General features: G+C 33.7%; 7 protein-coding genes. 5 read left to right on the plus strand and 2 right to left on the minus strand.

Annotated features, from left to right (window positions below):
* Nucleotides 1-293: 293 nt before the first annotated feature.
* The 5 genes from ACOQOS_RS23530 to ACOQOS_RS23550 are packed head-to-tail and all read left to right on the plus strand — an operon-like array spanning nt 294 to nt 11,664.
* A complete protein-coding gene (locus ACOQOS_RS23530) occupies nt 294-3,641 on the plus strand; it encodes a VCBS repeat-containing protein (protein WP_420572881.1) in 3,348 nt (1,115 codons plus the stop codon).
* Between the two features lie 5 nt (nt 3,642-3,646).
* Nucleotides 3,647-5,416, plus strand: coding sequence for a glycoside hydrolase family 36 protein (locus ACOQOS_RS23535; protein ID WP_420572882.1), 1,770 nt, complete (start codon nt 3,647-3,649; stop codon nt 5,414-5,416).
* A 3-nt stretch (nt 5,417-5,419) separates the two neighbouring features.
* Nucleotides 5,420-7,078, plus strand: coding sequence for a solute:sodium symporter family transporter (locus ACOQOS_RS23540; protein WP_420572883.1), 1,659 nt, complete (start codon nt 5,420-5,422; stop codon nt 7,076-7,078).
* 30 nt (nt 7,079-7,108) lie between these two features.
* Entirely contained in the window at nt 7,109-10,279 is a 3,171-nt protein-coding gene (gene glpK, locus ACOQOS_RS23545; protein ID WP_420572884.1) for a glycerol kinase GlpK, read from the plus strand.
* A gap of 53 nt (nt 10,280-10,332) precedes the next feature.
* Nucleotides 10,333-11,664 (plus strand): vanadium-dependent haloperoxidase, encoded by a 1,332-nt coding sequence (locus ACOQOS_RS23550; RefSeq protein ID WP_420572885.1) that lies wholly within the window; start codon nt 10,333-10,335, stop codon nt 11,662-11,664.
* Nucleotides 11,665-11,838: 174 nt separating this feature from the next.
* On the opposite strand, the gene ACOQOS_RS23555 is transcribed toward ACOQOS_RS23550, so the two are convergent.
* Both ACOQOS_RS23555 and ACOQOS_RS23560 read right to left on the minus strand, forming a co-directional pair.
* On the minus strand, nt 11,839-12,915 hold the full coding sequence (locus ACOQOS_RS23555; RefSeq protein ID WP_420572886.1) for a succinylglutamate desuccinylase/aspartoacylase family protein: 1,077 nt from the start codon (nt 12,913-12,915) through the stop codon (nt 11,839-11,841).
* Nucleotides 12,890-14,236, minus strand: coding sequence for a DUF3526 domain-containing protein (locus tag ACOQOS_RS23560; protein WP_420572887.1), 1,347 nt, complete (start codon nt 14,234-14,236; stop codon nt 12,890-12,892). The genes ACOQOS_RS23555 and ACOQOS_RS23560 overlap by 26 nt, the downstream gene beginning before the upstream one ends.
* Nucleotide 14,237: the final 1 nt, after the last annotated feature.

Consider the following 14,237-nt stretch of genomic DNA (forward strand, 5'->3'; position numbering starts at 1 on the left):
TTTATTAAGAATTTTTGAGTTCAAAAAATCAAACGCTTGTCACTTCGAATACAGTTGAGAAATTATAAATATCAGTTTTATTTGATCTCAACTTTATTCGATTTGACACTTTTGTTTAAAGTGTTGAAAATTAAAAACATAAATATATTCTAATATAGAATTGATATTACAATAAGTGTTAATTAAACTATTTGGATTAGTTTTTTAATTAATTGACGAAAAGTCAAGTTTCCCTAAACTTGGCTTTTCCTCAACTAATAATTATATTTTTAGTAAAAAAAATAGTGATACAATTGAAAAACATCTGCTTCATAATTCTACTCGTTTGTCTTTTAGTTTCCTGTAACACAGAAAACTCAAATACAAAATTCTCCTATGTAAAAGCATCAACATCCAACATATATTTTAATAATACCATTACAGAAGATGACTCCATAAATGTGGTCATGTTTCAATATGCATACAACGGCGGAGGTGTTGGTATTGGTGATTTTAATAATGATGGTCTTTCTGATCTTGTATTCACTGGAAATCAAGTATCCTCGAAAATATACTTGAACAAAGGTGATTTCAAGTTTGAAGACATCAATGAAAAAGCAAATTTTCAAACAAATAGTTGGGTTACAGGAGTTTCTGTTGTTGATATCAATTCAGATGGTTTTGATGACATTTATCTAAATGTTGGTGGAGCAAACTGTAAAAATGATTGTGAAAATCTGCTATATATCAATCAAGGTGTAAATAAAGAAGGAATTCCAACATTCAAAGAACAAGCAGCGGAATACAACTTGGCAGACGGAAATTACAGCCAACAAGCGGTCTTTTTTGATTATGACCTTGATGGAGATTTAGATGTATTCATCACACGAAACGGAAATGTGAAATTTGATAAAAACTCTCCAGTACCAAAAAACTACATGCCAAAAAATCTAGCAGACATCTTATTACGAAACGATCGTAAAGAAGGCGCGAATCATCCTGTATTTACAGATGTTTCAGACAGTTTAGGCATTACTTACAAAGGATTTTCATTAGGTGTAAACATTCAAGATTTTAACAATGATAATTTACCAGACATCTATGTTTCCAACGATTTTATTACAGAAGATTTACTCTACATCAACAATGGAAACAATCCAGAAACTAACAAACACCAAGGTTTTACTGAAAGTAACAAACAATTTCTAAGTCACATTACATACAATGCAATGGGCGTTGATATTGCAGACATCAACAATGATGCAAATCCAGATATTTTGGTAGTTGATATGTTACCAGAAAGCTATGATCGTCAAAAACGCATGTTAGGTGTTATGAATTATGACAAATACGAACTCTCAAAGCGTAACAATTACAACTCGCAGTTCATGCACAATACTCTACAATTACACAACGGAATGCTGAATGATAGTATTTTGAAAGCAAGTGAAGTAGGCTATATGTCTGGAATGGCTTCTACCGATTGGAGTTGGACGCCAATTCTGGCAGATTTTGACAATGATGGAGACAAAGATGCGTACATCACTAATGGATATGTAAAAGACTTAACAGATTTAGACTTCATCAATTATTCTACACAAAATACCATGTTTGGAAGCAAAGAATCGCGAACGAAACGTTTGCGAGAATTGCTCAACAAAATTCCAAGTGTAAAATTACCTAACTATTTCTATGAAAATAATGGAGCCATTCAGTTTAATAACGTAAGCGAAGCATGGAAAACAGCGAAAAATTCATTCTCAAATGGCGCAGCGTATGCAGATTTTGATAATGATGGCGATTTAGATTTGGTGGTAAACAACATCAATCAGAAAGCTTTCTTATTAAAGAACAATGCTGAAAAGTTTGAAAAAAACAACTATTTAAGAGTAAAATTAATTGGCGAAAAAGACAACGCAAAAGCCATTGGAGCAAAAGTAACGATTTGGCAAAATGGAAAATCACAGCACCAATACCAAACAGTAATTCGAGGCTATTTATCGTCAATGGAACCAATAGTACACTTTGGTCTCGCGTCAAATACCGCAGTTGATTCACTAAAAATCACTTGGCCAAATGGAAGTATTTCTAAAGCGAATAATGTAAAAATAAATGCTATTGTTACTGTAAATATAAAATCGGCTACAAAAGAAAATTCACAAAAAAATACAACTGAAACAATTCTAACTGATGTTTCGCATAAACTAAACTTCACACACAAAGAAAATCGAGGTCATGACTATGTATTGCAACACTTATTAATGCGTCAATATTCTAAATTTGGACCTTGTATTACTGCTGCAAATATTGATAATAAAATCGGAGACGAATTATTTATCGGTGGAAGCAAAGGTGAACCTTCGACAATTTGGACACAAAACAAAGATGGGAACTTTGAACTCAAACAAGAATTAGACAGTAAACATGAAGATACAAACGCCGTTTTTGTAGACATTGACAATGATAGCGATTTGGATTTATATATCGCTAGTGGCGGAACTGAAGTTCAAAAAAATGCACCGTTATTACAAGATCGTATCTATTTAAATGATGGTAAAGGTAATTTCAGTCAAGCTGAAAACAAGTTGCCAAAAGTGACAGAAGTCAGTGCATGTGTTCGACCAAATGATTTCGATAAAGATGGTGACGTTGATATCTTCGTCGGAAGCAGAATTATAAAAGGAAGCTATCCGCAAACGCCTAAAAGTCAATTGTTACTCAACAATAATGGTAATTTTTCAGAAGCAAACAATACTGTACTTCAAAATCTAGGAATGATTACTGATGCGAAATGGCAAGACATCAATAATGATGGTTGGGACGATTTAATTGTAGTAGGTGAGTGGATGCCAATCACAATCTTACTAAACAACAAAGGAAAACTAGAAAAATCAATACCCAACTTTACAAATATTTCAAACGTACCTGTAGAAACTTTTGGTTGGTGGAATACTATTGAAGTAGCAGACTTCGATAAGGATGGCGATATAGATTTTATTGTAGGAAATCAAGGAGAAAATGGTTTTGTATTACCAAAAGAAAATAAACCTGTATATGTTTACAAAAAAGACTTTGACAGTAACGGAAGTACAGATCCAATTATAGCACAATACTTCAATGATCCTAAAAATAACAATACACTTTTACCAGTACAAACACGTGACGATGTCATGAAGCAATTGGTAAAACTAAAAGATAGATACTTAACCTACGAAGAATTTGCAAAAGTTAGTTTCACTGAATTACTCAACATAGAAAATCTAGAAGCAGAAACACTAAAAGCTACGACATTTTCAAGTAGTTATGTAGAAAACCTAGGTGACGGAAATTACCAGATCACTAAACTTCCAGAAGCTTGCCAAATGGCTCCTATCAATGATATTCTAGTAAAAGATATAGATAATGATGGTTTTATGGATGCTTTATTAGTTGGAAATGATTTAACAGCAGAAACCAACTACGGTTTACATGATGCTTTGATTGGTATATACCTCAAAGGTAGCAATAATGGTTTTGAAGTAATTTCAACTGAAACTTCAGGGTTTTATGTGCCCGAACAATCGCATCACATACTAGGCTTCCAATCAAATACAGGAGAAGAATTGATTTTAGCGTCACGCAATAGTACAACAGCAAAAATCTTTACCATAAAAGAACGATAAAAATAATGATGACAGCAAACCATATAATCCCTAAAACAGAAATTCAAATCGTTGGAAACTCAGCGAACTTTAAATCGCATTTGAACGAAATTTACAGTAAAAATGGAATTTCGATCTATGAACTTAACATTACAGCTGTTCAACCTGAAATTCCAGGACCAATTACAGTAAAGTGGAAAATTCCAGCACACAATATCAAAGGTATTTGGAAACCTACAACAGATTTTGCAAAACGTATTCAAGCCGATTGGGAACTAAAGCCAATGGAATCACGTATTTCTATCGATTCTCCAATCATCTCGCTATTTGGAAATAATGATGAAAATAGACATACGTTTGCATGTTCAAATGCAATCAATAAATTAGAATTAGATGCAGTCATACGTGAAGAAGACGATTGCTTCTACTGTCATATCACGATGTTTGCAGAACGTCATTCAAAATTGAATCATTTCAATGTACAAATTCGAATCGATTCAGAAGAAAAACACTTTTCAGAAGCTATTCGTGAAGTTTCTACGTGGTGGGAAAGTTTTGAAAATCTTACACCTGCATTTGTGCCAGAAATAGCCCAAACACCTTTATATTCAACATGGTATCAATTTCATCAAGATTTAGAAGAAGATGCTTTGGTTGAAGAATGTAAACTTGCATACAGTCTAGGATATAGAACCATCGTCATTGATGATGGCTGGCAAACCAACGATAACAATCGTGGATATGATTATACAGGCGATTGGAATCCAGATCGTTTGTCAAAAACTAAAGAATTTGTAAATCGCGTACATGAAACAGGAATGAAAGTTGGTTTCTGGTATTCTGTTCCTTTCTGTGGAAAAAAATCAGAAGCTTACAAACGTTTCAAAGGAAAATTCTTAACAGAAAACCACCGTTGGGCACCAGTATTTGATCCACGTTATCCAGAAGTTAGAAACTATCTTATTAATATATACAAAACAGCTTTAGTCGACTGGAATTTAGATGGCTTTAAGCTTGATTTTATTGACGATTTCAAACTCTATCCAGATACCTTACGCGATAAGAATGATGAAATGGATTATCATTCCATCAATGAAGCAGTAGACAGGCTGCTCATGGATGTTATGTATACATTACGCAATATAAACCCTGACGTATTTATAGAATTTAGACAAAAATACACAGGTCCGGCCATGCGAAAATATGGAAACATGTTTCGTGCATTCGATTGTCCTGGCGATGGAGTAATGAATCGTGTTCGTATTGCAGATATCAAAATGTTGGCAGGAAATACAGCAGTACACAGTGATATGATTACATGGCATAATGATGAAAAGCTAGAAGTTGCAGCATTACAATTGGTAAATACGCTCTTTGGTGTACCTCAAATTTCAGTAATGCTTCGAAATGTTCCTGAAAATCACTTAAAAATGATTAAATTTTACACAAATTACTGGAACAGTAACAAAGACACAATTACCACAGGACACTTTATTCCATCACGACCATTGGCAAACTATCCATTAAATCAAGTCTCTAAAAATGGAAACTTAATTATGGGAGTCTTTGACGATCACGTTGTACAAATATCCGAAATGGCAGATGTAATAGATATCATCAACGGAAAATTAACAACTTCGGTTGTGATAAAAAGTATGCTTGATTTAGGACAATATAGCGTTACAATTTCTAATTGTATGGGGAAAGTAATCAGTCGATACAATTCTACACTAAGCGAAGGTTTATATGAAGTAGAAACGCCTGCTTGTGGTTTAATTCAATTTAAAAAGATCTAACTTATGGACACATTATCAATCGTTTCATTTATTGGTTTTACACTTTTAGTAGCATTTATTGCGTGGTATGCCACCAGAGGTACAGACGAAAGTACCGCAAAAGGATACTATCTTGGTGGGAGAAGCCTCGGATTTATTACCATAGCAGGTTCTTTACTGCTAACAAATCTTTCAGCAGAACAAATAGTTGGACTAAACGGACAATCATTCACAGAAGGTGTTTTGGTAATGGCATGGGAAACGCTGGCTGCAATTGCTATGATATTTACAGCAATTTATCTGCTACCAAAATATATGCGTTCAGGAATTACCACGATTCCAGAGTTTATTCAAGATCGATTTGACAAACAAACAAAGGCTATTCTGTCTATTTTATTTATCATCGCTTTTGGAGTTGTATTATTGCCAACTATCCTATATTCAGGTTCGTTAGCGTTTAGTACAATGTTCGATTTACCAACACTTTTTGGAATGTCGCAAGCTGGCGTTATTGGAATTTGTGTTTGGTCTATAGGAATTATAGGTGTCATTTATGCCATTTTTGGTGGATTAAAAGCTGTTGCAGTTTCCGATTTAGTAAACGCGATTGGATTATTGATTGGTGGATTATTAATTCCAATTTTTGGGTTATTACTGATTGGAGACGGAAGTGTTTCTGATGGATTAAGTACACTTTGGAATGATAATCCCGAAAAATTTGATGCTATTGGAGATGTAGATGCTTCTATACCATTTGGAACGATCTTTACAGGAATGATGATTGCGCAAATGTATTATTGGGGAACCAATCAATCTATTTTGCAACGAGTTTTTGGCGCTAAAAGTCTAAAAGAAGGACAAAAAGGAATGATTCTCGCTGGATTTGTCAAATTCTTAATTCCAATTATCGTTGTACTTCCAGGGATTATTGCATGGCATATATTTGATGGAAATCTTGAAAATGCAGATCAAGCGTATCCTTCTTTGGTTCGAAAAGTATTACCAGGTGCTTATCTAGGATTCTTTGCTGCGGTATTATTTGGTGCAGTTTTGAGTTCTTTTAATAGTTTACTTAATAGTAGTGCAACGCTATTTGGTTTCGACCTATACAAACAATACTTCAAAAAAGATGCTACAGAAAAGCAAACGGTAAAGGCAGGGAAAACATTCGGACTACTATTAGCCGTAATTTCAATGTCAATTGCTCCATTTATCGCGAATGCTCCAGATGGTTTATTTGCTTACATTCAAGAGTCTTTAGGAAGTTTGAGTGTACCAATTTTAGCGGTTGTTACTATTGGAATTTTAACCAAACATGTACCTGCACTTGGAGCAAAAATTGTACTTACAGTTGGCGTAGCAATGTATTTAATTAGTCAATTTGTAGTAAGTCCAATATTTGTTGATGCAGCTTTAACAGATGCAGCTGCAAATGGTATAACCAATACCAAAGAACTAGGAATCATTAAAGCAAATGCGTATCCACACTTTTTACACATCATGGGAATTCTATTTGTAATAAATATCGGAATCATGCTTGTCATTGGAAAACTAAAACCAAAAACGGAAGTATATACACCAAAAGTGACACAAGAAATTGATATTACACCTTGGAAACATGCAAAAACTGTAGGGCTCATTATCACGATCATGGTATTAAGTACATATCTCATATTCAAATAAAAAACAAACCTAAAGACCAAATTACAACCAATGGAAAAGAAATATGTAGTCGCCTTTGACCAAGGAACGACCAGTACGCGAACGATTATTTTTGATCAAAAAGGGCAAATTCAAGCTATTGCACAAAAAGAACTCACGCAGCATTATCCGAAGTCAGGTTGGGTAGAACATGATCCAATGGATATTTATAATGATCAATTGGAAACCTTTCATAAAGCAATTTCAGATTGTGGAATTCATGCTGAAGAAATTGCTGCTGTTGGAATTACGAATCAGCGTGAAACTACGGTTGTTTGGGATAAAGAAACAGGAAAACCTATTCACAATGCGATTGTTTGGTTGGACAAAAGAACCACTGAAATTTGTGATAAATTGAAGCAAAACGGACTTTCTAACTATGTTCGTAAATCTACAGGTCTGGTAATTGATTCGTATTTCTCTGGAACAAAATTAAAATGGATTATAGATAATGTTGAAGGAGCACGCGAAAAAGCAGACGCAGGAAAACTTTGTTTTGGAACTATTGATAGTTGGTTGATTTACAAATTTACCAACGGAGAAAAGCATGTGACTGATCATACAAATGCGTCACGCACCATGATTTATGACATTAAAAATCTTTGTTGGGATGATGCATTATTAAAAGCATTACAAATTCCGAAATCTATATTGCCAACTGTGCAACAATCATCTTCAGATTTTGGAAGTATTGATTACAAAGGAACTGAAATTCCAATTTACGGCGTTGCTGGGGATCAACAAGCTTCATTATTTGGGCAAGGTGGTTTTAAGTCAGGAATTGCTAAAAATACGTATGGAACAGGCTGTTTTATGTTGTTGAATATTGGAAAAACGATTGTGACTTCCAAAAGTGGATTACTAACTACCTTAACTTGTAGTTTAGAATCTGAACCTGTAAAATATGCTTTAGAAGGAAGTATTTTTGTAGGAGGAGCTTCTATTCAGTGGTTACGTGACCGAATGGAATTGATTGAAAAAGCATCTGATACAGAAGCAATCTGTAACAGTATTCCGCCTTTAAAAGATATATATGTAGTTCCAGCTTTCGCTGGATTAGGCGCACCATATTGGGACGACAAAGCGAAAGGAAGTATTTATGGAATGACTTTAGATACAGGCAAAAATGAACTTATCAAGGCTACGGTTGAAGCATTGGCATATCAAACGAAAGATGTTATTACTGCAATGATCAACGATAGCGGTAAAGAAATGAAAACGCTTAAAGTTGATGGTGGCGCAAGCGCAAATAACTATTTAATGCAGTTTCAATCAGATATTTTAAATGTAGAAGTTGATAGACCCAAAATGATTGAAGTCACCGCGTTTGGAGCAGCACTGTTAGCAGGAATAAAAGCAGGAATTTGGACAAAAGATGATATTGAAACAATTCGTGAAATAGATACTGTATTCACTTCACAGATGAAACCTAAAACACGAAAAAAGAAATACAAAGGCTGGCAAAAAGCGGTAGAACGTACCAAAAGTTCAAACAAAAAGAAAACACAATCAAAAGATATCCTTTTTTCAGTATTAGATCGACAACGACAACTCAAGAAGATAAAATCTGAAACTTTTGATTTAGTTATAATTGGCGGCGGCGTTACAGGCGCAGGAATTGCCTTAGACGCTTCTTCTAGAGGAATGAATGTATGTTTGATTGAGAAAAACGATTTTGCCTCAGGAACAAGCAATAAATCTACAAAGCTGATTCATGGTGGATTGAGGTACTTAAAACAATTAGAAATTGGTTTGGTACGTGAATCTGGCTCAGAACGTGCTATCGTACATAAATTGGCGCCACATTTAGTGGTTCCTGAAAAAATGTTATTACCATTGATTGAAGGTGGAACGTATGGGAAAATGATGACGTCTATTGGGTTGAAAGTCTATGATTTATTGGCAAACGTTGGAGGTGATGATCGACGAAAAATGCTAAACAAAAAAGAAACATTAGATAAAGAACCTTTGTTAGATGAAAGCATAGTACTAGGAAGTGGATATTATGCAGAATATAGAACCGATGATGCACGATTGACCATAGAAATCCTCAAAAAAGCAACAGAATTTGGAGCAACAATTATCAACTATTGCGAAATGGAGTCGTTTGCTTATGGTGATGATTCTAAAATTACACATTTAAACTGTATCGATAATAATACAGGTAAAAAACTAAAAATAAAAGCACGTAATTATGTATCTGCAGCTGGTCCATGGGTAGATTTGCTTCGCGAAAAAGATCATTCCAAAAACAACAAACATTTACACTTAACAAAAGGTGTACATATTGTATTTCCGCATGAGAAATTGCCTATCAAACAATCTGTGTATTTTGATGTGGATGATGGAAGAATGATTTTTGCTATTCCACGCGGCCGTTGTACTTATGTTGGTACAACCGATACAAACTATTCTGGAAACTTAGAACGGGTAGTGGCGACAAAAGCTGATGCAGCATATTTACTAAAAGCTACAAATGATACATTTCCAGACATTAATTTAACGGTTGATGATATCGAGTCTAATTGGGCAGGATTACGTCCGTTAATTCACGAAGAGAAAAAAGATCCTTCAGAATTATCACGAAAAGATGAAATTTTTGTGTCTGATAGCGGGTTAATTTCTATTGCAGGAGGAAAATTGACTGGTTACCGAAAAATGGCGCAACGTGTAATTGATGAAGTTTTAAAAACATTGCCTAAAAAACGGAAAGATAAACTTAAAAAATCATCTACCAAGACCATCGAATTGGTAAATCCTTCCATGCATTCATCTACGGAAGTGAAAGCATATCAAAAAGAATTAGAAGATAAGTTAGTAACGATAGGAATTAAAGACAGTTACTATGCTTGGTATTTATGTTCTACTTTTGGAAAAAGAGGAACTCATATCATAGAAAGAGCTAGTTTTTTTATTGACGGATCGCCAGAAGAACGCTTGATTAGAGCTGAATTATGGTACTGTATTCATAACGAAATGACCAACAGTCTCACAGATTTCTTTGTGCGTAGAACTGGAAGATTGTACTTTAATATTGAAAGTATTCATAAGTATCTTACTGTAATTTTAAAAGATTGTATCAATTATTTGGATTGGGATAAGGAACGGATTGAAAACGAAAAAGCAGCTTTAGATTTACTCTTAGCTGATGCAACGAATTATTATGATAAAGAGTTTGAATAACTTTGAAACTCCCAAAACTTACTATCTTTAACATGATTGTTAATACATAAAATATGAAAAATACCTTTCTTCTAATCGTATGTAGTTTATTGTGTGTTTTTACAGGTTGTAATACGAAAGTTATACCTATTCAAGTAACTGAAAAAGAGTATCAAACTGCAGTAGAGAAACTTACGGGAACTATGGTGCATGATATTTTTTCGCCGCCAGTAGCGAGCAGAATTTATGTATATCCTAATATTGCTGCCTATGAAATTATTGCACAAAAAAATGATAACTATGCTTCTTTAAGTACACAAATACAATCACTAGAAGCAATTCCGGCATCAAATGAAACGATTAATTTTGATGTTGCGGCAATCGTCGCATATTTGGAAGTTGGGAAACAATTGATTTTCACACAAGATTTACTCAATACATATCAAGATTCTTTGTATAAAGAATGGAAAAGTACGAACGCAAAAGAATTTGAAGCTTCCAAAAACTATGGAATTCGTGTTGCCAAGCATATTAACGATTGGATTGCTACAGATAACTATAAAGAAACACGTACAATGCCTAAGTTTACTGTAAACCCTGATAATGCTTCAAGATGGCAACCTACACCACCTTCATACATGGATGGAATTGAACCACATTGGATGAAAATTAGAACGCTTGTTTTATACAATTCATCACAATTTAAACCAAAACCGCATCCCACATTTTCATTAGAAAAAGACAGTGATTTTTATAAAGAATTACAAGAAGTCTACGATGTAACGACGAAGATCGAGCGAGAAGGAGATAAGGCAGAAGAAGTAAAGATAGCTCAGTTTTGGGATTGTAATCCATATGTAGCTGTTAGTACAGGACATTTAGTAACAGCGACTAAAAAGATAACGCCAGGTGCGCATTGGATAGGAATTACAAATATTGCATGCACAAAAAGCAACTACAATTTGGAAGAAACGATCTATGCAAATACCCTAACTTCGATAGGAATTTTTGAAGGTTTTATAAGTTGTTGGGATGAAAAATATAGAAGTAATCTAATTCGTCCGGAAACCTTAATAAATCAAAATATAGATGTAAACTGGAAGCCTTTGTTACAAACGCCGCCATTTCCAGAATACACTAGCGGACATTCTGTAGTTTCTGGTTCTGCAGCGACTATTTTGACCCATATTTTTGGTGATCACTTCAGTTACACAGACAATACAGAATTGAGTTATGGTTTGCCTTCTAGAAATTTTACTTCTTTCAATCAAGCAGCACAAGAAGCAGCAATTAGTCGTTTATACGGCGGAATTCACTATCGTGCTGCAATTGATAATGGATTAGCACAAGGTATCAATGTAGGAGAACATGTTATTGAGAACATTCGTTTACACGCTAAAAAATAACAAACATGTAAATTGTTAGTGATTTGATTATCTAGTGTTTATTTGTGTAAGTGTTATCAATAATAGATTTTTTTAGGTATATCAATCAAAATATTTAGCGTTTCTATAGATTCGGTAACTCTAATTCTGTATGGAAATGAAGTGACACTCAAAAAAAAGAGGTTGATCATTTTCTTAAATTTTACCGATCACCACGATCGTTTCTCCTTTATTTACAGGTGGCGTTCCTACAATGATTAAAATGATACCGCTTTTTTCAGCATAAACAGTTTCTAATGTATTTCCGAAGTAGTCGGTAATTATGCCGAGTTTCATTCCTTTTTCAACATGATCTCCTGATTGCTTTGTAGGATAAAAAATTCCATCGTGATTACTAGATTGCCATGTTCTATTTTCTATAAATGTATAAGATTTATTTTGATGCACGATTGGACGTTGATCTAACATTTTGAGGTGTTTCAACATATTAAAAACGCCATCTTCAATTTTTGAAACTAAACCTTGATCACTTTTTCCAAGTTTTCCACATTCAATATCTACGGAAGGAATTCCTCTTTTAAAAGCTTCTGCAGAACAATACAAACTAGGCTCTTCCGGCAACATATATTTTTTTCCATTCGTATTAAAAACTACAACGTAAGAAAAAAGTAATGATTTTGCCATTTCTTTTGCTTTTTCAGATACATCTGGCATATTACTATTTGAATAATAAGCGGAATAGGAGTAAAGGTCTTCAGACGCATCGCCACCGTGAATATCGAGAAAAAAGTCCGATCTTGCAATGACATTTTCAGTGATAAATGCAGCAATTTGTTCACTAATACTTCCTTCTTTATCACCAGGAAACATTCGGTTTAAATTCTTTTTATCTAAAGGATTTATAAAAGGTGATCGTTCAGAAAAACTAGCCAAATTTGCAATTTGAACAAGAATAATAACACCTTTCAATTTTTTTGGATTGATGCGTTTTATTAATTGTTGTGCAGCAATAATAGGTGGATATTCGTAACCGTGAACACCTGCAGTAATTCCTAGTGTCGGACCAGTTTCAGTTCCGCAAAAAACTGTAATTGGAATAAACGTAGTCTGATTATTTGCTGTAATCGGAATTTTAAAATGCTCTTTTGTGCCTGGTTTTACATTCTTTCCATAAAAAGAAATCTGTCCATACACATTATGCATTGAAATTAGAAATACAATTAAGAAAGTGATGCTTCGTAGCATTTTATTTGAAATATCGTATGTTTCCATAAATCCCCAAACTGATTAATAATACAGTAAGTAAAAGTAAAGAAAAAGAACTTTTTAATATATTAAAATTGCTCTGAGACTTAAAAATTACAGGTTTATATGTTTGCCAATCTACACTAGAAGCAGGTTGATTTTCAAAAATCTTAGGATATAATTGCAGTCGAATGTCTTCATGAAATTTTGTGGTTTCATTTAAGAAATCTAAATGATTTGATAAGCTAGTTTTTGCAATAGAATTCATGGATAATTGCACTTGTAACGGAGGAAAAAATTGTGAAATGGAGGCACTTAAAGCTTCTCTTTTTTGAATTTTATCATACATAGCATTTCTTTCAGCTTTCGATTCGTCGTCTCCCATTTGTTGCATTGCGTAGTACCAAAGCCATGAAAATCCTGTTTCTGTCAATTCATATTTTCTAAATTGCGGATAATGATTATAGAATTTTTCCATCGTTTCATGCTTATCCGTATCCCATCTTTTATGATATTCATCTCGTTGCTTAATTGTCATTGTAAATGCTTCATCAACAGGATATTTGTTTGCTACATAATTGTTAACTAATACAGGTAAAAACACTACTAAAACTAACCAACTTGCTAGTAAAACAATAGCATTTGTATTGGAAGATTTACGTAGTAAAATCACAAAGAAACAAACTGCAAACCAAAACAGAATATACAAGTAACTTATAAGGATTATGTAAATGAAGCTAACAGTAAAAGGAATGCTTAAAATAATTTTAGCCAATAAAAATAGGACACTTAGTATGATGTAAATAAAACCTATTCGGATGGATAATTTCTTTAGCAAGAATTTAAAAGATGAAATTCCTTGTGTAGTAATCATTTTCCAAGTGCCTTTTTCCATTTCTTCAGAAAGAACATTAAAGCTTAACGCGATAATGACTAATGGAAAGAGAAAAATGATCAAAAAACTAATGTCTAAATTCCCAACTTGCAATCGCATCGGATTGACCAAATCGGTATCATATTTTTGACCTTCTAAGTTGAGTATTTTGACATTTTGTATGTGTGTATTCAGATCACTTTGTCCCATGGAAATTCCTGCCAAAGGATCTAAGGGATTTACAAATGAAAATTTTAAATAATATAATAAGAGTCCAATATCATCTTCGTGTAATTTGGTTTGAGTTTCTATATGTTTCTCTTGCTGAATAGCAGTTTTAGCAATGGCTGCTTGTTTTTGGTTTAAAAATTGTTTTCCTGTGCCAATACTTAACACACTCAGAAACATAAGAATTCCAAAGGCTAACCAGACTGTTTTTGATCTGAAAAAATGTTTGATTAATAAACGATACACG

The organism is Kordia sp. (assembly GCF_965224175.1).
Taxonomy (GTDB): domain Bacteria; phylum Bacteroidota; class Bacteroidia; order Flavobacteriales; family Flavobacteriaceae; genus Kordia.

Coding starts and splice junctions, on each gene's coding strand:
- ACOQOS_RS23540 (WP_420572883.1), top strand. CDS start 5,420: ATGGACACATTATCAATCGTTTCATTTATTGGTTTTACACTTTTAGTA.
- ACOQOS_RS23550 (WP_420572885.1), top strand. CDS start 10,333: ATGAAAAATACCTTTCTTCTAATCGTATGTAGTTTATTGTGTGTTTTT.
- glpK (WP_420572884.1), top strand. CDS start 7,109: ATGGAAAAGAAATATGTAGTCGCCTTTGACCAAGGAACGACCAGTACG.
- ACOQOS_RS23555 (WP_420572886.1), bottom strand. CDS start 12,915: ATGGAAACATACGATATTTCAAATAAAATGCTACGAAGCATCACTTTC.
- ACOQOS_RS23535 (WP_420572882.1), top strand. CDS start 3,647: ATGATGACAGCAAACCATATAATCCCTAAAACAGAAATTCAAATCGTT.